Annotated in this window: 24 protein-coding genes; 12 read left to right on the top strand and 12 right to left on the bottom strand. The window is 66.9% G+C overall.

All coding sequences use genetic code 11. The annotated features are described in order from the left end of the window. Positions 1-23: 23 nt before the first annotated feature. The gene (locus tag HNQ66_RS00285) at positions 24-929 is read right to left on the bottom strand and encodes a LysR family transcriptional regulator (protein WP_184139681.1); all 906 of its coding nucleotides are present in this window, start codon (positions 927-929) and stop codon (positions 24-26) included. Between the two features lie 88 nt (positions 930-1,017). Here HNQ66_RS00285 and HNQ66_RS00280 point away from each other — a divergent pair, with 88 nt between their 5' ends. After that, positions 1,018-1,605, top strand: coding sequence for an NAD(P)H-dependent oxidoreductase (locus HNQ66_RS00280; protein ID WP_184139679.1), 588 nt, complete (start codon positions 1,018-1,020; stop codon positions 1,603-1,605). Positions 1,606-1,608: 3 nt separating this feature from the next. Here the strand turns inward: HNQ66_RS00280 and HNQ66_RS00275 are convergent, their stop codons facing one another. Then, positions 1,609-3,606: a putative bifunctional diguanylate cyclase/phosphodiesterase gene (locus HNQ66_RS00275; RefSeq protein ID WP_184139677.1), complete on the bottom strand. Its 1,998-nt coding sequence runs from the start codon at positions 3,604-3,606 to the stop codon at positions 1,609-1,611. 172 nt (positions 3,607-3,778) lie between these two features. Here HNQ66_RS00275 and HNQ66_RS00270 point away from each other — a divergent pair, with 172 nt between their 5' ends. Then, entirely contained in the window at positions 3,779-4,132 is a 354-nt protein-coding gene (locus HNQ66_RS00270) for a DMT family protein (protein ID WP_184139675.1), read from the top strand. Positions 4,133-4,140: 8 nt separating this feature from the next. On the opposite strand, the gene HNQ66_RS00265 is transcribed toward HNQ66_RS00270, so the two are convergent. After that, positions 4,141-4,527 carry an acyl-CoA thioesterase gene (locus HNQ66_RS00265; protein ID WP_184139673.1) on the bottom strand — a complete coding sequence of 129 codons (387 nt, stop codon included), beginning with the start codon at positions 4,525-4,527 and terminating at the stop codon, positions 4,141-4,143. A 197-nt stretch (positions 4,528-4,724) separates the two neighbouring features. On the opposite strand from HNQ66_RS00265, the gene HNQ66_RS00260 reads away from it, so the two are divergent. From HNQ66_RS00260 to HNQ66_RS00245, 4 genes are all read left to right on the top strand, one after another. Beyond that, positions 4,725-6,545 carry a methyl-accepting chemotaxis protein gene (locus tag HNQ66_RS00260; protein ID WP_184139671.1) on the top strand — a complete coding sequence of 607 codons (1,821 nt, stop codon included), beginning with the start codon at positions 4,725-4,727 and terminating at the stop codon, positions 6,543-6,545. 250 nt (positions 6,546-6,795) lie between these two features. Next, positions 6,796-7,980, top strand: coding sequence for an extensin-like domain-containing protein (locus tag HNQ66_RS00255; protein ID WP_184140427.1), 1,185 nt, complete (start codon positions 6,796-6,798; stop codon positions 7,978-7,980). A gap of 98 nt (positions 7,981-8,078) precedes the next feature. Next, positions 8,079-9,005: an ABC transporter ATP-binding protein gene (locus tag HNQ66_RS00250; RefSeq protein ID WP_184139669.1), complete on the top strand. Its 927-nt coding sequence runs from the start codon at positions 8,079-8,081 to the stop codon at positions 9,003-9,005. Beyond that, entirely contained in the window at positions 9,002-9,763 is a 762-nt protein-coding gene (locus HNQ66_RS00245; protein WP_184139667.1) for an ABC transporter permease, read from the top strand. Before HNQ66_RS00250 ends, HNQ66_RS00245 begins: the two co-directional genes overlap by 4 nt. A gap of 4 nt (positions 9,764-9,767) precedes the next feature. On the opposite strand, the gene HNQ66_RS00240 is transcribed toward HNQ66_RS00245, so the two are convergent. The 3 genes from HNQ66_RS00240 to HNQ66_RS00230 are packed head-to-tail and all read right to left on the bottom strand — an operon-like array spanning position 9,768 to position 11,502. Continuing rightward, complete coding sequence (locus HNQ66_RS00240; RefSeq protein ID WP_184139665.1) at positions 9,768-10,466, bottom strand: retropepsin-like aspartic protease family protein; 699 nt, start codon at positions 10,464-10,466, stop codon at positions 9,768-9,770. Next, the gene (locus tag HNQ66_RS00235; protein ID WP_184139663.1) at positions 10,463-10,684 is read right to left on the bottom strand and encodes a DUF1289 domain-containing protein; all 222 of its coding nucleotides are present in this window, start codon (positions 10,682-10,684) and stop codon (positions 10,463-10,465) included. Before HNQ66_RS00235 ends, HNQ66_RS00240 begins: the two co-directional genes overlap by 4 nt. Positions 10,685-10,719: 35 nt before the next feature. Continuing rightward, on the bottom strand, positions 10,720-11,502 hold the full coding sequence (locus HNQ66_RS00230) for an adenosylcobinamide-GDP ribazoletransferase (protein WP_343059381.1): 783 nt from the start codon (positions 11,500-11,502) through the stop codon (positions 10,720-10,722). 338 nt (positions 11,503-11,840) lie between these two features. Here HNQ66_RS00230 and cobT point away from each other — a divergent pair, with 338 nt between their 5' ends. Then, positions 11,841-12,857, top strand: a complete 1,017-nt coding sequence (gene cobT, locus HNQ66_RS00225; protein ID WP_184139659.1) for a nicotinate-nucleotide--dimethylbenzimidazole phosphoribosyltransferase — start codon at positions 11,841-11,843, stop codon at positions 12,855-12,857. Between the two features lie 84 nt (positions 12,858-12,941). Then, the gene (locus tag HNQ66_RS00220; RefSeq protein ID WP_184139657.1) at positions 12,942-13,319 is read left to right on the top strand and encodes a diacylglycerol kinase; all 378 of its coding nucleotides are present in this window, start codon (positions 12,942-12,944) and stop codon (positions 13,317-13,319) included. 169 nt (positions 13,320-13,488) lie between these two features. On the opposite strand, the gene HNQ66_RS00215 is transcribed toward HNQ66_RS00220, so the two are convergent. Then, positions 13,489-15,024 (bottom strand): sensor histidine kinase, encoded by a 1,536-nt coding sequence (locus HNQ66_RS00215; protein WP_184140425.1) that lies wholly within the window; start codon positions 15,022-15,024, stop codon positions 13,489-13,491. A gap of 162 nt (positions 15,025-15,186) precedes the next feature. Between HNQ66_RS00215 and HNQ66_RS00210 the strand changes: the two genes are divergently transcribed. From HNQ66_RS00210 to HNQ66_RS00200, 3 genes are all read left to right on the top strand, one after another. After that, positions 15,187-15,753: a thermonuclease family protein gene (locus HNQ66_RS00210; RefSeq protein WP_184139655.1), complete on the top strand. Its 567-nt coding sequence runs from the start codon at positions 15,187-15,189 to the stop codon at positions 15,751-15,753. Then, positions 15,750-16,400 (top strand): uracil-DNA glycosylase family protein, encoded by a 651-nt coding sequence (locus HNQ66_RS00205; RefSeq protein WP_184139653.1) that lies wholly within the window; start codon positions 15,750-15,752, stop codon positions 16,398-16,400. The genes HNQ66_RS00210 and HNQ66_RS00205 overlap by 4 nt, the downstream gene beginning before the upstream one ends. Before the next feature lie 111 nt (positions 16,401-16,511). Further along, the gene (locus tag HNQ66_RS00200; protein ID WP_184139651.1) at positions 16,512-17,000 is read left to right on the top strand and encodes an Lrp/AsnC family transcriptional regulator; all 489 of its coding nucleotides are present in this window, start codon (positions 16,512-16,514) and stop codon (positions 16,998-17,000) included. Positions 17,001-17,134: 134 nt separating this feature from the next. Here the strand turns inward: HNQ66_RS00200 and HNQ66_RS00195 are convergent, their stop codons facing one another. Further along, the gene (locus HNQ66_RS00195; protein ID WP_281396962.1) at positions 17,135-18,202 is read right to left on the bottom strand and encodes an NAD(P)-dependent oxidoreductase; all 1,068 of its coding nucleotides are present in this window, start codon (positions 18,200-18,202) and stop codon (positions 17,135-17,137) included. A gap of 45 nt (positions 18,203-18,247) precedes the next feature. After that, positions 18,248-19,063 (bottom strand): class I SAM-dependent DNA methyltransferase, encoded by an 816-nt coding sequence (locus tag HNQ66_RS00190; protein ID WP_184139648.1) that lies wholly within the window; start codon positions 19,061-19,063, stop codon positions 18,248-18,250. A 126-nt stretch (positions 19,064-19,189) separates the two neighbouring features. Here HNQ66_RS00190 and HNQ66_RS00185 point away from each other — a divergent pair, with 126 nt between their 5' ends. Next, positions 19,190-19,918: a DUF2270 domain-containing protein gene (locus HNQ66_RS00185; protein WP_184139646.1), complete on the top strand. Its 729-nt coding sequence runs from the start codon at positions 19,190-19,192 to the stop codon at positions 19,916-19,918. 15 nt (positions 19,919-19,933) lie between these two features. Here the strand turns inward: HNQ66_RS00185 and HNQ66_RS00180 are convergent, their stop codons facing one another. The 3 genes from HNQ66_RS00180 to HNQ66_RS00170 all read right to left on the bottom strand — a co-directional run bounded on the left by HNQ66_RS00180 (position 19,934) and on the right by HNQ66_RS00170 (position 21,975). Beyond that, positions 19,934-20,200, bottom strand: a complete 267-nt coding sequence (locus HNQ66_RS00180; protein WP_184139644.1) for an usg protein — start codon at positions 20,198-20,200, stop codon at positions 19,934-19,936. Between the two features lie 144 nt (positions 20,201-20,344). Next, entirely contained in the window at positions 20,345-21,175 is an 831-nt protein-coding gene (locus HNQ66_RS00175; RefSeq protein WP_184139642.1) for an ABC transporter permease, read from the bottom strand. Then, positions 21,172-21,975, bottom strand: coding sequence for an ABC transporter permease (locus HNQ66_RS00170; protein WP_184139641.1), 804 nt, complete (start codon positions 21,973-21,975; stop codon positions 21,172-21,174). Before HNQ66_RS00170 ends, HNQ66_RS00175 begins: the two co-directional genes overlap by 4 nt. Positions 21,976-22,108 lie beyond the last annotated feature (133 nt).

Here is a 22,108-nt window from a genome sequence, read left to right as displayed (position 1 = left end):
AACGAATTTGCGGCCGGCCAGTCCTAGGAAAGGCCGACGAATATCGCCCGCAGCTCCCCCGCCACATGCTGCACGGCGCGGTCCCTGTCACGCCGGCGGTGCCAGGCGAGGTGCAGCGGAAAGCCCGGCACGGGAATGGGCGGCGGGAGGAGGTGGAAGCGGTCGCCGGCATCGGGCGGCAGGCAATGGCTCGGCGTCATGGCGATGAGGTCGCCGTCCTCCAGCAGCGGCGGCACCATCAGGAAGCTCGGCACGACGATGCCGATGCGGCGCGCACGGCCGAGGGCGGCGAGGCGGTCGTCGAGGTCGGAGCGGGTGTCGCCCCGGCCCGAGACGAGGACATGCGGATAGGCGAGCCAGCGGTCGAGGCAGAAGCCTTCTACGGCGGGGTGGCCCTTGCGCATGGCGACGACGTAGTGCTCCTCCAGCAGCGTTTCGCGGTGGAACGCTGCCTCGTCAATCGTCGGAAAGACGGAGAGCACGATGTCGCTGGCGCCGCGGGCGAGGGATTCGAGCGCGGCCGGAGCGCCGTGCCAGGGCTGGATGACCAGGTCGATGCCGGGCGCGGTGCGGGCGAGCGCCCTGTGCAGCGGGCCGGCGATGACGATGCCGGGGTGATCGGCGGTGACGATGCGCACGGTCCGGCGGATTTCGGAAAGGGGTTCCTCCGGCGCATCGACGACGGCGGCGATGCCGGCGAGCAGGACCTTCAGCGGATCGCGCAGGGCTTCGGCCTTCGGCGTCAGGCGCATGCCGCCCTTGCCGCGCTCCAGCAGGGGATCGTCGAAGAGGTGGCGGCAGCGGTCGAGCGCGCTGGACGTCGCCGGCTGGGAGAGGTTCAGCCGGGCGGCGGCGCGCGAGACATGCGCCTCGTCCAGCAGCGCATCCAGCACGACGAGGAGGTTGAGGTCGATCGATCTTAAATTCATGAAATCGATAATCGCATATATCGATCATCGATTGGAATGATTTTATCGCTCCGGGCATCCTGTGCGCATCGACACAGGAGACGATGCCATGAGCAAGACGCTGATCCTTCTTTTCCATTCCGGCCCCAACCGATCGCGCGCAAACGCGGCGCTGGCGGCGGCCGCCGCCAGCCTGCCGGGCGTCGAGGTGGCGGATATCCACGCGCTCTATCCGGACGGGCGGATCGATATCGACCGGGAGGTCGCCCGGCTGCTTTCCGCCGACCGGATCGTGTTCCAGTTCCCGATCCAGTGGTACTCGGCTCCGCCGGTCCTGAAGGCGTGGGAGAACGCGGTCCTGACGCGCATGTACTACCTCGCCTACGAGACCGAGGGCCGGCTGCTGGAGGGCAGGCCGCTGCTGGTCGCCGCGACGGCCGGCAACGTGCCCGAGGCCTACGGGCCGGGCGGCGCCAACGCGTTCACCATGGCCGAGCTGCTGCGCCCGCTGGAGGCGACCGCCCGACGCTGCGGCCTGCTCTGGCAGGCGCCGTTCCTGCTCTTCCGGGCCGACAGGCTCGACGACCTCGCCCTGCACGGCGCGGCGCGGGACTATGCGGCCCTTCTCGAGGAATGGCGCAGGGCGGGCGAGCCGGCGGAGGACCCGCGGCGCTATCTCGTGGAGGCATGGGGATAGGCTTCAGGCGCCGTCGGACGCCGGATTGACGGTGCGGGCGTGCCGCTCGAGCCATTTCGGGATATCCGCGGCCGGCATGGGGCGGGCGAAGTGATAGCCCTGCGCGTGGCGACAGCCGAGCATGCGCAGGATTTCCGCCTCCTCGCGCGTCTCGACGCCTTCCACGACGATGTCGATGGACAGCGCATGGCCGATGCCGATGAGGGCGGAGATCAGCGCCTGGTTTTCGCGGCTCGTGGCGATGCCGGTGACGAAGCTGCGGTCGATCTTCAGCCGGTCGATACGCAGGCTCACCAGATAGGCGAGGGAGGAATGGCCCATGCCGAAATCGTCGACGGCGAGGCGGAAGCCGGCCGCGCCCAGCCGGGCGAGTTCGGCGCCGGCGGCCTGCGTGTCGAGCGTCGCCTCCTCGGTGATCTCGATCTCCATCAATCCGGGCGAGACGCCGTGCCTGTCGGCGATGGCGACCAGCAGACGCGAAAGCGTATCGCCGGAGAACTCCCGCGGCGAGACGTTCACGGCGACGGCCGCCTGCGGAAGGCCGAGGCGGGGCAGGCTGCGCAGGAGCTCGGCAGCGCGGGTCGCCACATAGCCGGTCAGCTCGGTGGAGATATGCAGGGCATGGGCGGCACGCACGATGTCCGGCGGGCTGACGGCGCCGAGCTGCGGATGCGTCCAGCGCAGCAGCGCCTCGAAACCCGTGACGCGGCCGGTGGCGAGCTCCACCTGCGGCTGGAAGAAGACCTGGAGGGCGCGCGTCTCGATGGCTTCCGTCAGGGTCGCCTCGATGAGGCGCTGGCGCTCGATGCGTGCCTTCAGCTCCGGATTGAACAGGCCGAGCCGCCGCCGCCCGCCTTCCTTCGCCGCATAGAGCGCGATGTCGGCGCTGGCGAAGAGGTCGTCGGCCGTCTCGCCGTGCTGGGGGTAAAGGGCAAGGCCGGCGCTGGCGCCGACGGTGACCGGCCGGTCGCCGATGAAGACGGGATCGCCGGCAAGGCGCACGATGCCTTCGCCGATCCACCGGCCGCGCGCCTCGGCCGCGCCGCCTTCCACGATGACGGCGAATTCGTCGCCGCCGAGCCGCACGACGGTGTCCGTCGGATCGGTGAGGTCGGCAAGGCGGCGGGCGATCTCGGTTAGCACGATATCGCCCGCGCCGTGGCCCATCGTGTCGTTGATGGCCTTGAAGCGGTCGAGGTCGATGGCAAGGAGTGCGAGCGGGCCCGCGTCGGTGCGGTCCGTGTCGAGCAGGCTGCGCAGGCGCTGGTTGAAGAGCGCACGGTTGCCGAGGCCCGTCAGCGGGTCGCGGTTCGCCAGCGTCGCCAGCTTGTCGTAGGACTGGCGGATCTCGGCATTGGCGTCGGAAAGCGAGGAGGCGAGCGCCACCGCCTTCAGCCGGTCGATCTGGCTGCGGATGAAGCTCGCCTCGCTGAGCTGGCTGGCGCGCAGCATCATGACGGCGAGCAGCACGGCGTCGGCGGCGATGACGAAGGCTTCCGTCGTGCCGGAGACGAGGAGCGAGATGAAGGCGGCGGCGAGCGGCGGGGCCGAGAAGAACAGCGCCGTGCGGGCATAGGCGGTGCTCTGCATCAGCGCGCCCGCGCAGATGCCGCCGATGATGAAGATCAGATAGGGATTGAGGCCGTTGGCGCCGTGCGCCGAGCCGAGGAGGGGCGAGAGGCTCCAGACGAGGCCGCCGGCCAGCGCGCCGAGCGACAGGACGTCGAGCGCGCGCTGCGGGCGTTCCATCGCGCAGTCCATCCGCCGGATGATGCGCACGCCGACATAGCGCGCGAGATTGACCGCGACGACGGCGACCAGCCAGAAGAGGATGCCGGCATTCGGCGTATCGAGCCAGAGAATGGCGGCGGTGGTGGCGGCCAGGAAGCTGTTGGCGACGAGCGACAGCACGATGCCGTCCAGCACGGACAGGGCCTGTGCCGAACGAATCTGTCGTCGTGTCTGTTCGTCCGCCGGCATCAGCCGGGTCGCATCCGTCATTCTCGTTCCCGGCCTTGCGGAAAGGTCGCCGTCGCGGCTTGCGGGCGATGGTGTGGCGGGCGGCATAAGATTGTCTTAACGGGGGATCGCCAGAATCCACTAGGCGGCGGACTTGACGGCGCCGACGGGTCGGCTATGCCGTGGCGTTCTCCTCCACTTTCAGGATTCGCCGATGCCCTTCAGCCTCAACCCCGCGGCCGTCTGGCCGATCGCCATGCTCTGCCTTTCCAATGTCTTCATGACCTTCGCCTGGTACGGGCACCTCAAGTTCAAGGCCGCGCCGCTCTTCGTGGCGGTGCTGGCAAGCTGGGGCATCGCCTTCTTCGAATATTGCCTGGCGGTGCCGGCCAACCGCATCGGCCACGAGGTCTATTCGGCCGCGCAGCTCAAGACCATCCAGGAAGTGATCACGCTTCTCGTCTTCGCGGGCTTTTCCGTGTTCTGGCTGAAGGAGAGCCTGACCTGGAACCATGCCGTCGGCTTCATGCTGATCGCCGCCGGCGCGGCCTTCGTCTTCAAGGGATAGCCGGCGTCCTATTCGACCGGAACGGGGGTCGGGTGCCCCGTCCGGTCGAGCGCCACCATGACGAAGGTGGCGGCGGTCACCTTTTCCAGCGTGGTGGTGAGATAGCGCTGCGCCCAGGCCTCGACGGTAAGCGTGATCGAGGTGCGGCCGACGCGGGCGATGTCCGTGTAGATGCTGAGCGTGTCGCCGATCTTCACCGGAAGCTCGAAAGCCATCTCCTTGACCGCCGCGGTGACGACGCGGCCGCGGGCGCGCTCGGCGGCGCGGATGCCCGAGGCAAGGTCCATCTGCGCCATGACCCAGCCGCCGAAGATGTCGCCGGCGGCGTTGGCGTCGCCCGGCATGGCGAGCGTGCGAAGGGTGAGCTGTCCGTTGGGGGCTCCGGTATCGGTCATGCGCGTCCTCTCCTTTTTCCCCAGGTCTAGCGGAAGAGCGGCGGGCGAAAAAGGGCCGCGGCGGCGAAAGAACCGGCGTATTTGCGAGTATTTTCAACTTCTAAAAACTGATAGCTGCAATTTTAGATGATTTTAAAGGATTTCCTCGACCTTGGATCACAAGACGCACTGCGCCCGGAAAGATCGAGGAGAGCATGATGAAGAACCTGAGAATATCCACACGGCTGTCATTGCTGGTGGCACTGGCATTGACCATCTTCACGGGTGCGCTCGTCTATACGCTCTATCACTACCAGGGCGCGATGGTCGCCGAGCGCAAGTCGAAGCTCGCCGCGATGGACGAGAACATGCTCACGCTCTTCAAGCATTACCAGGAGCTCGAGGCGGCCGGCACGCTGACGCGCGAGGAGGCGCAGACGCGGGCGAAGGACGCCGTGCGGGCGCTGCGCTACGAGGACAACGGCTACTTCTGGATCAACGACATGAACGCCGTGATCGTGATGCATCCGATCAAGCCGGCGCTCGACGGCACCGACCAGTCCGGCATGGCCGACCCGACCGGCAAGCACATCTTCACCGAATTCGTCAAGGCGGTGAAGGGCAGCTCCACCGGGCAGGCCTTCGTCGACTACTACTGGCCGAAGCCGGGCTTCGAGGAGCCGGTGCTGAAATATTCGCATGTCGCGGGCTTTGCGCCCTGGGGCTGGATCGTCGGCACGGGCGTCTATGCGGACGACCTTGCCGCCATGTTCCGCCGCAACGCGATCGAGACGGCGTCGATCCTGGCGATCGGCGCGCTGGCGATCATCCTTGCCGCCTGGGGCATCGTGAAGAGCGTCACCGGCCCGGTCGGGCGCCTCAAGGCCTCCATGCAGGCGATCGCCGAGGAGGACGTGTCGAGCGAGGTGCCGGAGACGGACCGCAAGGACGAGATCGGCGAAATGGCCAAGGTCGTTTCCGTGCTGCGCCAGTCGGTGGCCGAGCGCGCCGAACTGCGTGAGCGCGAAGGCGAGCAGCAGGCCCGCCTCGACGCCGAGCGCTCGGAAGGCGAGCGGCGCCACCGCGCCGTCAGCCAGAGCCAGACGGATGCCATGCAGACCGTCGGCCAGGCGCTGGAACGGCTCGCCAACGGCGACCTCACCGCCTCCATCGACACGATCGCGCCGGAATATGCCAAGCTGCGCGACGACTTCAACCGCGCGGTCGACGCGCTGGCCGGCGTCATCTCGGCGATCTCCCGCTCGACCGACATCGTGCACGGCAGCGCCTCGGGCATTGCCGAGGCCGCCAACAACCTGTCGCACCGCACCGAGCAGCAGGCCGCCTCGCTGGAGGAGACCGCCGCGGCGCTCGACGAGATCACCGCGACGGTGCGCAACGCCTCCGACCGCGCCGCCGAGGCGAGCCGGATGGTCGCCGAGACGAAGCAGTCGACCGGCCGCTCCGGCACCATCGTGCGCGATGCCGTCGCCGCGATGAGCCGCATCGAGGACGCGTCGAGCCGCATCGGCCAGATCATCGGCGTCATCGACGAGATCGCCTTCCAGACGAACCTCCTGGCGCTCAACGCCGGCGTCGAGGCTGCCCGCGCGGGCGAGGCCGGCCGCGGCTTTGCGGTCGTGGCGCAGGAAGTGCGCGAGCTCGCCCAGCGCTCGGCCAACGCCGCCAAGGAGATCAAGGGCCTCATCAGCAATTCGGCCGCCGAGGTCAGCACGGGCGTGACGCTCGTCCGCTCGACGGGCGATGCGCTCGACGAGATCGAGGCGCTCGTCAACAAGGTGAACGACCAGGTGAACTCGATCGCGACGTCTGCGCGCGAGCAGGCCGTCGGCCTTGCCGAGGTGAACACGGCCGTCAACCAGATGGACCAGATGACCCAGCAGAACGCCGCGATGGTCGAGGAGACCAATGCGGCCGGCCAGACGCTGACGCAGGAAAGCGAGCAGTTGAAGACGCTGCTCGGCAATTTCCGGCTGGACGGGGCAAGCCTGTCGGATCCGCGTCGCCGCGCGGCCTGACCTCACCCGCCTTCGCAGTCCTGAAGCCCCGGCGCCGCAAGCGCCGGGGTTTTTCGTTGGGCGGGAACGCTTCGTTTACCCTGTTGCGGGAAAATATCCGGGAAAAGCAGGCGTTCGCGCCTGCGCCCGGTTTTCGCTGCCGTTCCGTCCGAATGCGGACAAAGGCGGCCCGCACGATGAACCGGACAGGAATGGTGCAACGGGGCCCCGCATCGGGCGGGGCGGGCGCCGGGCGGAAGTGACAATGGGTATGGCGTTCGTTTCTCGTCTGCGCAGGCCGCTCGGGCTGCTTCTCCTGCCGGCGATGCTCGCCGCCTGTTCCGGCGGCCTGACGCCGCCCGACGATATCGACGGCGCCGACGTCGGCGCGATCCGGCCCTCCCGCCCGGTTGCCATGGAGATCGGCGATACGGGCGGCGACCTTCCCGATTATTCCTCCGAGAGCATGCAGGCGATGCCCGCCGCCACGCAGAAGAAACGCCTGCCGATGATCGACAGCGACGAGGCGATGGGCATGGCCGAGCCGGTCCAGGCGAGCGCCGGCGCGCTCTCCGTGCCGGAGGGCGGCGTCAGCATGGACGACGGGCTCGGCGTCGGCCGCGTCGAGGGCCTTGCGGAAGCGCAGGCCAACGAGATCGCCGAGGGCAATGCCACGCAGGTCGTCGTCGACGGCATCGGCACCGACGATCCCCGCGCGGTCAACCAGTCCGAGGCGCTTCCCATGTCGGAGGCCGGCATGGAGCTCGGCGGGGAAAGCGAAGGCTATCTCCGCGTGCCGGACAAGGCGGCGCGCCGGCGTGAGGCCGCGGAGGGCGAGCAGGTCGCCTTCCTGCCGCGGCTTTCCAACCCCATGCAGATGCCCGAGACCATGGGCGGCATGCCCGCCTCGGAGAAGGCCTGCCGGCAGCGGCTGCAACGGCTGGGCGTAACATTCCGCGACGTGCCGCGCGTTTCCCGCGGGCGCTCCTGCGGCATCGACTGGCCGATCGAGCTGTCCGGCCTTTCCGGCGGCATCCAGATCAAGCCGGCCGCGCAGGTCAACTGCCAGATCAGCGAGGCCTTCGCGCGCTGGGTGAAGAACGAGCTCGTGCCCTCGACGCGCATGCGCTACCTCTCCGGCGTCTCGGCGATCCACCAGATGTCCTCCTATTCCTGCCGCACGATGAACTCGCAGAAGGGCGCCGCCATGTCGGAGCACGCCAAGGGCAACGCCATCGACGTCGGCAAGATCGTGCTGAAGAACGGCAAGGCGATCTCCATCGAGAAGAAGGGCTTCTTCGCCTTCCGCGAGAAGGGGCTGCTCAAGGCGGTGCGCGGCGATAGCTGCAAGTATTTCTCCACCGTGCTCGGTCCCGGCAGCGACCGTTTCCACAAGGATCACTTCCATTTCGACCTGCGGGCGAGGAAGTCCGGCTACCGCCATTGCAGCCTTTAGGCGGCGCAACTTTTTTCCAAGGTCCGGGTGAAAATTGACGAAGGACACGCCATATAGGGTGTCCTTCCGCATGAATTCCCCTTTTCCCGGACCCACCAATGGCGCCCATCGTTTCCATTCGCAATCTCACCAAGAGCTACGCATCGGGGTTCACGGCGCTGAAGGGCGTCGACCTCGATATCGAGGAGGGGGAGATCCTTGCCCTGCTCGGCCCGAACGGGGCCGGCAAGACGACGATGATCTCCATCGTCTGCGGCATCGTCACCCCGTCCGGCGGCACGGTCACGGTCGCCGGCAACGACATCCTCACCGATTTCCGCAAGACGCGCGCCATCATCGGCCTCGTGCCGCAGGAACTGACGCTCGACGCCTTCGAGACGGTGTGGAACACCGTCGCCTTCTCGCGCGGCCTGCACGGCTGCAAGCCGGACCCGGCGCTGATCGAGCGCATCCTGAAGGACCTCTCGCTCTACGACAAGAAGGACACGGTGCTGCGCCACCTGTCGGGCGGCATGCGCCGGCGCGTGCTGATCGCCAAGGCGCTCTCCTACGAGCCGAAGGTGCTGTTCCTCGACGAACCGACGGCCGGCGTCGACGTCTCGCTGCGCAAGGACATGTGGCAGCTCGTGGAGCGCCTGCGCGCCGCCGGCGTCACCATCATCCTGACGACGCACTATATCGAGGAGGCCGAGGAGATCGCCGACCGCATCGGCGTCATCAACCACGGCGAGATCCTGCTGGTGGAGGAGAAGAAGGCGCTGATGGCCAAGCTCGGCCGCAAGCAGATGACCGTCGAGCTTGCCGAGCCGATAACCGCGATCCCCGACGCGCTGGCGCCCTACGGGCTGACGCTCGGCGAAGAGGGGCACCGGCTCGTCTATGAATTCGACTCGTCTGGCGAGCGGACGGGCATCTCGTCGCTGCTTTCGGCGCTCTCGCAGTGCGGATTGCGGGTCAGGGACATCTCCACCGAGCAGAGTTCGCTGGAAGACATTTTCGTGGAACTGGTGGGGGCAGGCAAATGAACTTCGAGGCGATCAAGTCCATCTACTTCTTCGAAATGGCGAGGACGCGCCGCACGCTGCTGCAGAGCGTCGTGTCGCCCGTCATCACCACCTCGCTCTATTTCATCGTCTTCGGCGCGGCCATCGGCTCGCGCATGCAGGAGGTGCAGGGCGTCTCCTACGGCGCCTTCATCGCACCCGGCCTCATCATGCTGACGCTGCTCAACCAGTGCATCGGCAACGGCTCCTTCGGCATCTACTTCCCGAAATTCACCGGCACGATCTACGAGATCCTCTCCGCGCCCGTCTCGATGATTGAGATCGTCATCGGCTATGTCGGGGCGGCGGCGACCAAGGGGCTGATCGTCGGCACGATCATCCTCCTGACGGCCTCGCTCTTCGTCGACATTTCCATCAAGCACCCGCTCATGATGGTGCTGTTCTTCGTGCTGACGGCGGTGAGCTTCTCGCTGTTCGGCTTCATGATCGGCATCTGGGCGAAGGATTTCGAGCAGCTCAACCTCTTCCCGATGCTGATCGTCCCGCCGCTCGTCTTCCTCGGCGGTAGCTTCTACTCGATCCACATGCTGCCGCCCTTCTGGCAGACGGTGAGCCATTTCAACCCGGTGCTCTACCTCGTCTCCGGCTTCCGCTGGAGCTTCTACGAGATCGCCGACGTCAGCCCCGTCGTCAGCCTCGTGACGGTGCTCTGCTTCCTTCTCGTGTGCCTGTCGATCACCGCCTGGATCTTCAAGACCGGCTACAAGCTGAAGAACTGAGGGCTCAGTCCTTCAGCCGCAATTCGTCGCGCGTGATCTCGATGGAGCCGAGGGTTTCGAGGAAGCTCATGCCGAGCAGGCTCTGGTCGAGCCGGCCTTCTTCCGTCACCATGCCGCGGATCGCGCCGCGGTGGATGGGGCCGATGGTGACCTCCCGCAGCGTCACGGGCGCGGCGAGCGCCCGCCCGTTGGCGGTGGCGACCTCGATGGAGAAGACGAGGTTGCCGGGATCGATGCCGAGGCGCATGGCGTCCTCGTAGGTGAGCACGATCGAGCTTGCGCCCGTATCGACCAGCATGCGCAGCGGCGTGTCGTCGATGGCGACGTCCGCCTCGAAATGGCCGGAGACGCCCTTGTGGATGACGAGGATCTGCTCGCCGCCCGCGCCGGTCGTCACCACCGCGCGGCCGGGAACGAGGCCGGCGGTGAGGCGGTTGCCCATGGCCTCAAGATCGAAGCGGTAGATGTATCCGGCGGCCAGCGCCAGGATGATGACCAGCCAGACGGCGGCGTGGCGCAGGCTTTCGCCCCATTGGCGGCGGCTGGCGAGGAAGCCGGTCGCCAGCATCGTGGCGATGGCCGAGAGCGTCACCAGGCGGCCGAAATCGTCATTTGCGATGCCGAGCGTGCGGCCGCCGTCGTGGTTGAGGATGAGGAGGGCGAGCCCCGCGGCGATGATGCCGAGGAGGAGATAGAGCCTCATGCCTCGCCGCGCTCCCGCGCCATGCGCGCGCGCCGGGTCTCGCGCCGGGGTTTGCGTTCGACGGTGGCAAGGCGCGCCGGCAGTTCGGCCATGATCGCGCGGCGCTCCTCGGACGTGTAGAGCGTCCACGCGCCGATTTCCGCCTGCGTGCGGCCGCAGCCGAAGCAGTAGCCGGTCACCATGTCGATCGAACAGACGAGAATGCAGGGCGATTCCATCGCGGCTCCAGAGTTGCCTCTTTTATATCGGCGGCTCAGAGCGTCATGGCAAGGGCGAAGAGCACGGCCATTTCCGCGAACTGTTCCGTCGCGCCGATCGTGTCGCCCGTATGCCCGCCGATCTTGCGCAGCGCCACGCGGTTGAAGGCGAGGACGGCGAGGATGGCCGCGGCAAGCGCGACAAGGACGGAAAGCACCGTGCCGTGCGGCAGGAGCAGGAGGGCGGCGATCACGATGCCGCTTATGAGCGCGAAGCGGGTCGCGCCGCTTTCCGGCTCGCCGACCGAGGCGGCGACGCCGTCGCGCCGGGCGGGCGGCAGCAGCGACCAGTGCCAGACCATCGCCGTGCGGCCGGCGGCAGCGACGGCGAGCAGCACCATGCCGAGGCCGGATGGGGTGAGGGCGGCGGCGAGCGCGGCGATGGCGGCCGCGCGCAGGCCGAAGGACAGGACGAGGGCGACCGCGCCGTAGGAGCCGACGCGGCTGTCCTTCATGATGGCGAGCGCGCTTTCCCGGTCGCGCCCGCCGCCGATGCCGTCCGCGCTGTCGGAAAGCCCGTCCTCGTGCAGCGCGCCGGTGACGAGCACCTGGAGGGCGAGCGCGGCGAAGGCGACGAGGAGCGGCGGGCCGTGCAGCGCCGAAAGGATCGCGGCGAGCGCCGCGGCCGGCAGCACGATCAGCACGCCGGCCAATGGAAAGGCCCGCACCGCCCGCGACAGCCGCCCGTCATGGCCGATGAAATGCCGCTGCGGCACCGGCACGCGCGAGAGGAAGGCGACGGAGCGGGCGGTATCGTCGATGAAGTCCTGGATGGTCACTGTGGAGCCCCTGCTTGAAGGAGGGGTGTCGCGATGGTGTGCCGTATGGGGTGGATCCTCGGGTCGAGCCCGAGGATGACGACCCAAAGGGAGGTTCGGGGATTTAAGCGCCTTGCAGGCTTCTGCAACGCGTCCGTCGTCCTCCGCCATCTCCCCTAACTCCGTCATCCTCGGGCTCGACCCGAGGATCCACCCAATACGGCACGTCCCTCAAAATCACCCTGCCGCAAAAGGCCATGAACGCCGCCGCAAATGCGGTTGTCGGATTCGCGCCCTCGCTCTATTAGGAGACACCAAACACCCGCCTTTGAAAGCCCCAACCCGAGGAATTCCCCAAGATGAGTGCCAGCGGCCTGCCGTTCGATGATTTTCGTGAATTGCTGCGCAACCTGCCCGGTCCCGATTCGGCGGCGCTGGTGGCGGCGCGCGAGCGCGATTCGCAATTGACAAAGCCGCCGGGGGCGCTCGGCCGGCTCGAGGAGATCGCCTTCTGGCTTGCCGCCTGGACCGGCCGCCCGCCCGCCGTCACGCGCCCGCTCGTCGCCATCTTCGCGGGCAACCACGGCGTCACCAGGCAGGGCATCACGCCTTTCCCGTCCTCCGTCACGGCGCAGATGGTCGAGAACTTCGCGGCCGGCGGGGCGGCGATCAACCAGATCTGCGTGGCGAACGATCTCGGCCTCAAGGTCTTCGACCTCGCGCTCGACTATCCGACCGCCGACATCACCGAGGAAGCCGCGCTCTCCGAGCGTGACTGCGCCGCCACCATGGCCTTCGGCATGGAAGCGGTCGCCGGCGGCACGGACCTCCTGTGCATCGGCGAGATGGGCATCGGCAACACGACGATTGCCGCCGCCATCAACCTTGCGCTCTACGGCGGCACGGCGGAAGAGTGGGTCGGCCCCGGCACGGGCTCGGAAGGCGAGGTGCTCCAGCGCAAGATCGCGGCCGTCAAGAAGGCCGTCGAGCTTCACCGCGCCCACCTTTCCGACCCGCTCGAAGTGCTGCGCCGCCTCGGCGGGCGCGAGATCGCGGCGATGGCCGGCGCGATCCTCGCCGCGCGCATGCAGAAAATCCCCGTCATCATCGACGGCTATGTCGCGACGGCCGCCGCGGCGGTCCTGCGCGCGGCCAACCCGTCGGCGCTCGACCATTGCCTCATCGGCCACGTCTCGGCGGAGCCCGGGCACCTGAAGTCGATCGAGAAGCTCGGCAAGACGCCGCTTCTGGCGCTCGGCATGCGGCTCGGCGAGGGCACGGGCGCGGCGCTCGCCGCCGGCATCGTCAAGGCGGCGGCCGCCTGCCATTCCGGCATGGCGACCTTCGCTCAGGCAGGCGTCAGCAACCGCTCTTAACGGTACGCCGGCAAAAAGCCTCAATGGCGTGGATTGAGAGCCCCGGGCGCGCCTCGGGGCCGCGACAGGATCGGGATTGCGGGAATGGGCCAGGCGCCAATCGACAAGAAGACGGGCTTCAGCCACCTCATCGCGGCGGCGACCTATTCGGCCGGCGGCGCAAGGCGGCTCTTCGGCGAATCCGCCTTCCGCCACGAGCTGATCGCCTTCGCCGTCGCCATGGCCGTCTTCGTGGCCGTGGGCGCCTCGTTCTTCCAGTATGTGGCGATGGCCATCCTCTTCCTGCTGATGGTCGCCTTCGAGGCGCTGAACACCGCCATCGAGGAGATCGTCGACCGCGTGTCGCCGGAAATCTCCGAGATGGGCAAGCACTCCAAGGACCTCGGCTCCTTCGCCGTCTTCTGCCTCATCATCGCCAATGCCGGCTATGCGGGATATGTGGTGATCTCCAGGTTCCTCTGAGGCGTGCCGCGCCGGTGGATCCCCGGGTCAAGCCCGAGGATGACGACGGAAGAGAAAAGCATGGCGGTGATCGCAACGGCGCCGCGTGCCGCGCTGTTCGATAGGCGAGTGACGTCTCCACCCCTCCGTCATCCTCGGGCTTGACCCGAGGGTCCACGCGGCGGGTGCCTTACGCGAAGCTCTTGCGGCGCGGGGCGACGGCCTGCGTCTCGGTCACGGCGGGCAGGCTTTGCAGGACGCGCTTGGCCGGCAGGATGGCGATGGCCTCGGTGCCCTCGCGCAGCTTGGATTTCAGGATGAACTCGCCGTTGTGCTTGGCAAGGATCGCCTGCACGATGGGAAGGCCGAGGCCGGTGCCCTGTTCGGCGCTCTTGATGGCGATGGAGCCCTGGCCGAAGGCCGAGAGCACGACCGGAATCTCGTCTTCCGGAATGCCGGGGCCGTTGTCGCGGATGGAGACGTACTGGCCGCCGCCCGCCGTCCAGCCGGCCTTGACGACGACCTCGCCGCCCTGGGGCGTGAACTTCACGGCGTTGGACAGAAGGTTGAGGATGACCTGGCGCAGCGCCTTCTCGTCCGCCCAGACGGCCGGCATGCCGCTTTCCACCTGCTCCGAAATGGTGATGTTCTTGGCGCGGGCGCGCAGTTGCACCATGCCGATGCAATCCTCGGCGATATCGACGAGATGGACGGAATCCTCGGAAAGATCGTACTTGCCCGCCTCGATGCGCGAGAGGTCGAGAATCTCGTTGATGAGGTTGAGGAGGTGCTGGCCGGAGCGGTGGATGTCGGAGGTGTATTCCTTGTAGACCGGGTTGTTGAGCGGCCCCAGCACCTCCGTCGACATCACCTCCGAAAAGCCGAGGATGGCGTTGAGCGGCGTGCGCAGCTCGTGCGACATGGAGGCGAGGAAGCGGGATTTGGCAAGGTTCGCCTCTTCCGCGCGCCGGCGCGCCTCGTCCGACATGGATTTGGCCACTTCCAGCTCGGCGATGAGGTCGTCCTTCTCCGATTGCGAGGAGAGGAGCTGGGCGCTGGTGTAGCGCAGGCGATGCGTCATGAAGACGAGGAAGGCGAGGGCGGCGGCGATGATCGCCGCCATGCCGACGGTCGCCGGATCGGGCGTGCGCACGGCGGAAACGGCGAGCGCGGCGACGGTCGGCAGGAAGGCGCACAGGATGGCATTGCGCAGCATCAGCGTGCTGACGGCGGTGACGGCGAGCGCCACGAGAAGCGAGGAGCCCTTGTAGAATTCGAAGGTGACGCCGGTGCAGCGGCCGCAGTCCTGCAGGGCGAAGGTGGCCCAGGCAAGGCCCATCAGCACCTGCGCCATGAGGAACCGGCGATACCAACGGCGCACGTCCTCGGCGGCGATCTCGCGCTTGCGCGCGCGCCGCGCGACCAGCATGCCGATGGCATGGACGGAAAGGGCGAGCACCGCCCAGGCGAGAAGGCCGATCTCCTCGGTGAGATAGATGCCGCCGGCGGCGATGAGCGCCACGACCATCGGCACGGCAAGCGCGCTCTGCGCGGCCGATGCGATGTGGAGCTGCAGCATTTCCCGCTCGAAGCCCGGCGAGATGCCCGTTGCCGTCTGCAGCCGTTCCCTGGTCGAGCGGACAGCCCGCGAGACAGCCTTGTTTCTGTGGCTGCGCGACTTGTCGACGATGATCTTGTCGGTCGATGTACTGACGCCGGTACTCATCATGGGTTGCACTGTTGCGGACAGCGTTGAATTCTAGGGAGGAATCCTTAAGAAGATGCTGCCGCGCATAAACCATTTGCGAACCATTCCGGCATTTTCCGCCCACCGGAATCGGATGCGTCCGGCATAGGACGCAGCGGCATCATATTGAGGAACCTGTTCATGGGACTTTCCAGGAAGGCGCGCGACATCGGCGTTGCGGCGGCGATCCTCGCGCTGACGGCGCTCATCGTGGCGCGCATCGACGGCGGCGGCGGCGAGACGGTGACCGGCAGCGCGAGGGCGGCGGACGGCGACACGCTGACGCTCGACGGCCATCGCATCCGCCTCATGGGCATGGATTCGCCGGAGATGATGCAGGCCTGCCGGCGGGACGGGGTGGAATGGCGCTGCGGCGTCGCCGCCCGCTCGCGGCTTGCGGAACTCCTGCGCGCCGGGCCCATTACCTGCAAGGCCGAAGGCCGCGACAAGTACGACCGCTGGCTGGCGCGCTGCGAGGCGAACGGCGAAGACCTCGGCGCGCGCATGGTGCGCGAGGGGCTTGCCGTCGCCTATGGCGGCTATGAGAATGAGGAGCGACTCGCGAAGGCCGAGCGGAAGGGCCTGTGGAGCAGCACGTTCGACATGCCGCAGGACTGGCGCCGCATGAACGGCCGGCCGCAGGAAGACACGCATGAAGGGGAAGGCGGCCTGATCGGCGGCCTCCTCAAGGCAATGGGATTGACGTGACCGACAGGAAAGACGCAGAACCCGCCGAGGACCTTGCCGCACTTTCCGCGGCGATCGCGGCCTGCCGCCTCTGTCGCGACGCGCCGGCCCGGGGGCCGGCGGACCGCCTGCCGCACGAGCCGCGGCCCGTGGCGGTGATTTCCGATACCGCGCGCATCCTCATCGCCGGGCAGGCGCCGGGGCTTCGGGTGCATGAAAGCGGCCTGCCGTTCAACGATGCCTCCGGCGACCGGCTGCGCACCTGGCTCGGCGTGACGCGCGAGGAATTCTACGATCCGAAGAAATTCGCCATCGTGCCGATGGGCTTCTGCTTTCCCGGCTACGACGCGCATGGCAGCGACCTGCCGCCGCGGCGCGAATGCGCCCCGCTCTGGCGCGCCCGCATCATGGCGGCCATGCCGCAGGTCGAGCTGGTGCTGGCGATCGGCCAATATGCGCAGGCCTGGCATCTCGGCCGGGCGAAGGCGCCGAGCATGACCGAGACGGTGCGCGACTGGCGCCGTCATCTCGGCCGCAACGAGGGGCCGGCCGTGCTGGCGATGCCGCATCCCTCCTGGCGCAACACGGCCTGGCTGAAGCGCAATCCGTGGTTCGAGGAAGAGGTGCTGCCGGAACTGCGAAAGCGGGTGAAAACCCTGACTGCGTGAAACACAATTCTTTCAATTTGCAGCGAAACCGCTATATGAGGGAATTAAATTTCTTTTGTTTCACGCAGCCCCGCATGCTAACGCGTCGCGGATCTGCCCCGAGGGAGCCCGATGGATCGTCTGGACCGTAAAATCCTGCGCCTTTTGCAGGAAGATTCCACGCTGGCGGTGGCGGACCTCGCCAAGAAGGTGGGGCTTTCGACCACGCCATGCTGGCGGCGCATCCAGAAGATGGAAGAGGACGGCGTGATCCGCAAGCGCGTGGCGCTGCTCGATCCGGCGAAGATCAACACGAAGGTCACGGTCTTCGTCTCGATCCGCACCAATTCCCATTCGACGGAATGGCTGAAGCGCTTTTCCGAGGTGATCGTCGAGTTTCCGGAAGTTGTGGAGTTCTACCGCATGAGCGGCGAGGTGGACTATCTCCTGCGCGTCGTCGTGCCGGATATCGCCGCGTACGATGCCTTCTACAAGCGCATGATCGCCCGCATCGAGATCCGCGACGTCTCCTCCGCCTTCGCGATGGAGCAGATCAAGTACACGACCGAGATGCCGCTCGACTACATGATGGTCGACAACCAGAAGAGCGGCGAGGAATAGGGAGCGCTTGCCCCTCATCCCCCTGCCGGGACCTTCTCCCCGTAAACGGGGAGAAGGAGGGAAACGGTGCGCCCATCATTCCTCGCCCCGCTTGCGGGGAGAGGATGCCGGCAGGCAGGTGAGGGGCGAGCCTGCTACTTCCGTTCCAGCCGTGCCAGCAGCGAGGACGTGTCCCAGCGGTTGCCGCCCATGTCCTGCACATCGGCATAGAACTGGTCGATGAGCGCGGTGACGGGCAGTTTCGCGCCGTTGCGGCGGGCTTCCGACAGGATGATGTCGAGGTCCTTGCGCATCCAGTCGATGGCGAAGCCGAAATCGTACTTGCCGGCGATCATCGTCTTGTGGCGGTTGTCCATCTGCCAGGAGCCGGCCGCGCCCTTGGAGATGACCTCGACGACGGCTTCCATGTCGAGCCCGGCCTGCTTGCCGAAATGGATGGCCTCGGCAAGGCCCTGCACGACGCCGGCCACGCAGATCTGGTTGACCATCTTGGCAAGCTGCCCGCTGCCGGCCGGGCCCATCAGGCCGACCATGCGGGCATAGGCGTCGATGACGGGCCGCGCCTTCTCGAAGACGGCCTCGTCGCCGCCGCACATGACGGTGAGAACGCCGTTCTCCGCGCCGGCCTGGCCGCCGGAGACCGGGGCGTCGATGAAGTGGAGGCCCTTTTCCTTCGTCGCCGCGTCGAGCTCGCGGGCGACCTCGGCGGAGGCGGTGGTGTTGTCGATGAGGGTCGCGCCCTTCTTCATGCCCTCCAGCACGCCGTCCTTGCCGACGGTGACCGCGCGCAGGTCGTCGTCGTTGCCGACGCAGGTGAAGACGAAGTCGGCGTCCTTCGCCGCTTCCGCCGGCGTGCGGAAAGCCTTGCCGCCGAATTCGGCCGCCCATTTCTCCGCCTTGGCGAAGGTGCGGTTGTAGACCGCCACCTCATGGCCGCCCTTGACCTTCAGGTGCCCCGCCATGGGATAGCCCATGACGCCGAGACCGATGAACGCAACCTTTGCCATGCCGTAACCTCCTGCAATCGTTTGCGGATGGTGTAGCGGATGATCGTTTCGGGCGAAAGGGCTTCTCGCAGGGGGGCGGCGATGGATCCTCGGGTCGAGCCCGAGGATGACGGCGGGGAGGGAAGGATTTCCTGTCCGTCGCGCGGCGCGGCAGGCGTCAGCGCCCTCTAGCGCCACACCTCTCCTCCTGGTCATCCTCAGGCTTGGCCCGAGGATCCATCTTCCGCACGAACCTGCCCGTCAGCCGCGGTACTTCGCCAGCACCAGGTGGCCGGCGATGGGCTCGCCTTCCTCCATGCGCACGGTGATGTCCGTGATCTCGACCACGTCGAAGCCGGTTTCGTCGAGGCGCTGGCGGACATAGGCGGGGGCGTGGGCGAAGCGCTGGTGCGGGCCGACCATGAAGGGACGGCCGGCGAAGGTCTCGTCCGGCAGCGTCTCGGAGGAGAAGACGAAATGGCCGCCGGCAACGAGATTGTCGGCGACGCCGAAGAGGAGCGGTTCGAGCGCGCCGAGATAGGGCAGCACGTCCGTCGCGGTGATGAGGTCGAAGGGCTCGTCGTCGTTGTCGTCGAGGAAGTCGACGGCCTCGGCGACGTAGAGCGTCTCGTAGAGGTCCTTGTCGTGCGCGACCTCGACCATGTTCTCCGAAAGGTCGACGCCGGTGATGTCGTCCGCCATGTCGCGCAGCGCCCCGCCGGTCAGCCCCGTGCCGCAGCCGAGGTCGAGCACGCGCCTGAACGGGCCGAGCCCGAGTGCCTGGAAGCGCTGGCGCACGAGAAGCGGCACGCAATAGCCGAGCTGATCGACGAGAACGTTCTCGAAGACCTCCGCATGCTGGTCGAAAAGGGTGGCGACAAAGGCGTCGGGGGCCTTTTCCGGCGTCTCGCCGCGGCCCATCGAGGCAAGGCGCACGGCCGCGCCGCCGTGATCGTCCGGATCGAGCGCCAGCACTTCCGCATAGGCCCGGGCGGCGGCATCGAAATCGCCGGATTTCTCCAGCGAGAGGGCGCGGTTGTAGGCTTCCGCGAGCGCGTCTTCGTCGATCTTCTTCATGGGCCGTCTCTTAGGCTTCGCTCACGGCTTTGGCAATGGAGGGCCAGGCTGCAATTAGGCGTTTATCAAATACGCAAAGAGGCGCATGATCCTTTCAAGACCAAAAAGACCAATGGGAGGAACACCATGCCCGCCGATATGCCCACGTTGTCCTTCGCTGCCGAGGCTGCCCGCTCCGCAAGTCCGGGCTTACCCTCGACGCCGGGGGAGAAGATCAACATGATGGCGCATTACTATCGCGGCGAGCTCGGCCGCATGGCCGGCTGGCGCGACCGGATCGACCGAACGTCGAACTGGGCGATCACCGTGGTTGCGGCGCTGCTCTCCGTGTCGCTGTCGACGCCCAACGCGCATCACGGCGTCCTGCTCTTCGCCATGCTGCTGGTAACGCTGCTGCTCCTGATCGAGGCGCGGCGCTACCGCTTCTTCGATGTCTACCGGGCGCGGGTGCGCCAGCTCGAGCGGTTCTACTTCGCCGAACTCCTGGGGCCGAACGACCAGCTCGCCCTCGACTGGGCGGCGCCCATCGCCAAGAGCCTGCGCAAGCCGGAATTCCTGATCAGCTACCGCGATGCCGCCTGCCGGCGGCTGCGGCGCAACTATTGCTGGATGTATCTCATCCTGCTTCTCGCCTGGGCGCTGAAGATCTCGTCCTCGGCCCTGCAGCGGCCGGCGACGGCGGGCCGGGACATGACGCTCGCCGTCGAACATGTGGTGGGCAATGCGGCGCTCGGGCCGGTGCCCGGCGGCGTGGTGATCTGCCTCGTGCTCGTCTTCTACCTCACCATCGCCTATTTCTCGCTCAAGGTGGACATGTCCGACAGCGAGCTGTCGCACGGCTCGGTGCATGTGTGAGCGGCGGGCGGGCTCTCAGTTGATGATGAACTCGCCCTTGAGCGCGCGCCACTCCGTCGCCGAGATCAGGCGGCGGTGGACGTAGCGGACCGAATGCAGCGGCCCGTCCAGCTTCTCCTGCCAGAATTTCAGGAAGCGCTTCATCTCCGGGAAATCGGGAGCGAGATCGTAGTGCTGCCAGACAAAACTTTGCAGGAGCTGCCGGTGATCCGGCATGCGGTAGAGGATCTGGGCCGTGGTCACGCCGTAGCCCCTGAGCTGCAGTGCCATGTCGTTCGTCATAGCGGACCTCATCGCGTGATGAATGATGGTCCCTATGATTGAGCGCTCGCAAGGTTAATGAAAGGTTTCCCTTTCGCCTGCTCTAAAAATATTTGTTTCGAATCAGGGGTTTGGCAGCACCTCATGCGAAGTGCTGCCAAGGTGTCAGCGCTTCAGGTGGCGCGTCAGGCGGTTCTCGAGCCAGTTCCACAGGTTGCGCAGCAGCTCCACGATCACGAGGTAGAGGAGGGCAGCCCAAAGATAGGTCTGGTAGTCGAAGGTGCGCGAGAAGGCGCGGCGCGTCTCGCCCATCAGGTCGAAGACCGTGACGATGGCGACGATGGCCGAGCCCTTGATCATCAGGATGATCTCGTTGCCGTAGGGGCGCAGCGCAACGATGAGCGCCTGCGGCAGGATGATCTTGAAGAAGGCGACCTTCTTCGGCAGGCCGAGGGCGGCCGCGCCCTCGTGCTGGCCGCGCGGCACGCTCTCGATGGCTCCGCGCAGGATCTCGGCCTGGTAGGCGGCCGTGTTGAGCGTGAAGGTCAAAAGCGCGCAGTTCCACGCGTCGCGGAAGAACCACCAGAGGTCCAGCTCCTTCAGCTCGGCCGAGAAGCTGCCGAGGCCGTAATAGACGAGGAAGAGCTGCATGAGCAGCGGCGTGCCGCGGAAGAAGTAGACATAGGCATAGGCGATCCACGACAGGACCGGGTTCTTCGACATGCGCGCGAAGGCGAGCGGGAGCGAGATGAGGCCGCCGAGCACGATGGAGAGCGCGACGAGCGTCAGTGTGACGCCGAGGCCGGACAGGTAGCTCGGCCCGTACTTCGTGAATTTCGCCGGGTCCCAGCCGTCCACGATCATCATGAAGATGCCGACCGAGAGCGCCAGCCAGACGCCGAGGAAGACGTTGCCGAAGAAGCGGGCCGCCGTGAAGGGTTTCGGCGGCGCCGGCGGCGGGGCCTGCGGGGCGATGAGGGCGGTGACGAAGCTCATCGTGCGGCCTCCGAGCGCTTGGTCCAGCTCTCGATGCCGGAGAAGACCAGCGAGGAGAGGAAGGCGAGGACGAGGAAGAGAAGGCAGGCGACCGCGTAGAACTCGAAGGCCTCCTTCGTCACGCGGGCGGCGACGCTCGTCTGGCGCAGGATATCCGGCAGGCCGATGACGGAGACGAGGGCGGTGTCCTTCAGCAGCGCCATCCAGAGATTGCCGAGGCCGGGCAGGGCAATGCGCACAAGCTGCGGCAGCACGATGAGCTGCATTGTGCGGCCGTGGTGGAGGCCGAGCGCATAGCCCGCCTCGTACTGGCCGCGCGGAATGGCCTTGAAGGCCGATTGCAGCACTTCCGAGCAATAGGCCGAGAAGACGACGCCGAGCGCGATCATGCCGGCGAAGAAGGCGTTGATCTCGACCGTGCCCTGGTAGCCGACCGCCGCCGCGAAGTTCTGCACGAGGATCTGCAGGCCGTAATAGACGATGAAGAGCGTCAGCAGCTCCGGCAGGCCGCGGAAGAGCGTCGTATAGACATTGGCCGCGAGCCGGAGCGATTTCTCCTCCGACTGCTTGGCAAGCGCGATGAAGAAGCCGAACACGAGGCCGACCGGCAGGGTCGCGATCGCAAGGGTGCCCGTGACGAGGAAGCCGAAGGCGATCTCGTCGCCCCAGCCCGCGTCGCCGCAGGCCAGGAGCGTCTTGCCCAGAAACAGATTGAAGATGCCGACCGGACCGCACAGGGGGTCGATAACCCCGAGAAATGCGGATACCGCCCCGACGATGGCGGTGAAGAACCCGCTCATGCCAAAAGAACCCCCGTGCGCTTTGCGCTTCTTGTCCGGGCGTTGTGGCGCCCGTTTTTCTATGTGCAAGTTCTCAAACAAAAGGAGCGGGAGAGCAAGCCCTCCCGCCCGTGCATTCTGGTGATAGGGTCAG

Source organism: Shinella fusca (assembly GCF_014203155.1).
In the GTDB taxonomy this organism is placed as follows: domain Bacteria; phylum Pseudomonadota; class Alphaproteobacteria; order Rhizobiales; family Rhizobiaceae; genus Shinella; species Shinella fusca.
This window is presented reverse-complemented; position numbering and strand designations above follow the sequence as displayed.

Coding starts and splice junctions, on each gene's coding strand:
- HNQ66_RS00220 (WP_184139657.1), top strand. CDS start 12,942: ATGGGCCAGGCGCCAATCGACAAGAAGACGGGCTTCAGCCACCTCATC.
- HNQ66_RS00180 (WP_184139644.1), bottom strand. CDS start 20,200: ATGACGAACGACATGGCACTGCAGCTCAGGGGCTACGGCGTGACCACG.
- HNQ66_RS00215 (WP_184140425.1), bottom strand. CDS start 15,024: ATGAGTACCGGCGTCAGTACATCGACCGACAAGATCATCGTCGACAAG.
- HNQ66_RS00210 (WP_184139655.1), top strand. CDS start 15,187: ATGGGACTTTCCAGGAAGGCGCGCGACATCGGCGTTGCGGCGGCGATC.
- HNQ66_RS00235 (WP_184139663.1), bottom strand. CDS start 10,684: ATGGAATCGCCCTGCATTCTCGTCTGTTCGATCGACATGGTGACCGGC.
- HNQ66_RS00240 (WP_184139665.1), bottom strand. CDS start 10,466: ATGAGGCTCTATCTCCTCCTCGGCATCATCGCCGCGGGGCTCGCCCTC.
- HNQ66_RS00185 (WP_184139646.1), top strand. CDS start 19,190: ATGCCCGCCGATATGCCCACGTTGTCCTTCGCTGCCGAGGCTGCCCGC.
- HNQ66_RS00270 (WP_184139675.1), top strand. CDS start 3,779: ATGCCCTTCAGCCTCAACCCCGCGGCCGTCTGGCCGATCGCCATGCTC.
- HNQ66_RS00200 (WP_184139651.1), top strand. CDS start 16,512: ATGGATCGTCTGGACCGTAAAATCCTGCGCCTTTTGCAGGAAGATTCC.
- HNQ66_RS00195 (WP_281396962.1), bottom strand. CDS start 18,202: ATGACCAGGAGGAGAGGTGTGGCGCTAGAGGGCGCTGACGCCTGCCGC.
- HNQ66_RS00260 (WP_184139671.1), top strand. CDS start 4,725: ATGAAGAACCTGAGAATATCCACACGGCTGTCATTGCTGGTGGCACTG.
- HNQ66_RS00265 (WP_184139673.1), bottom strand. CDS start 4,527: ATGACCGATACCGGAGCCCCCAACGGACAGCTCACCCTTCGCACGCTC.
- HNQ66_RS00285 (WP_184139681.1), bottom strand. CDS start 929: ATGAATTTAAGATCGATCGACCTCAACCTCCTCGTCGTGCTGGATGCG.
- HNQ66_RS00245 (WP_184139667.1), top strand. CDS start 9,002: ATGAACTTCGAGGCGATCAAGTCCATCTACTTCTTCGAAATGGCGAGG.
- HNQ66_RS00175 (WP_184139642.1), bottom strand. CDS start 21,175: ATGAGCTTCGTCACCGCCCTCATCGCCCCGCAGGCCCCGCCGCCGGCG.
- HNQ66_RS00255 (WP_184140427.1), top strand. CDS start 6,796: ATGGCGTTCGTTTCTCGTCTGCGCAGGCCGCTCGGGCTGCTTCTCCTG.
- HNQ66_RS00275 (WP_184139677.1), bottom strand. CDS start 3,606: ATGACGGATGCGACCCGGCTGATGCCGGCGGACGAACAGACACGACGA.
- cobT (WP_184139659.1), top strand. CDS start 11,841: ATGAGTGCCAGCGGCCTGCCGTTCGATGATTTTCGTGAATTGCTGCGC.
- HNQ66_RS00250 (WP_184139669.1), top strand. CDS start 8,079: ATGGCGCCCATCGTTTCCATTCGCAATCTCACCAAGAGCTACGCATCG.
- HNQ66_RS00190 (WP_184139648.1), bottom strand. CDS start 19,063: ATGAAGAAGATCGACGAAGACGCGCTCGCGGAAGCCTACAACCGCGCC.
- HNQ66_RS00280 (WP_184139679.1), top strand. CDS start 1,018: ATGAGCAAGACGCTGATCCTTCTTTTCCATTCCGGCCCCAACCGATCG.
- HNQ66_RS00170 (WP_184139641.1), bottom strand. CDS start 21,975: ATGAGCGGGTTCTTCACCGCCATCGTCGGGGCGGTATCCGCATTTCTC.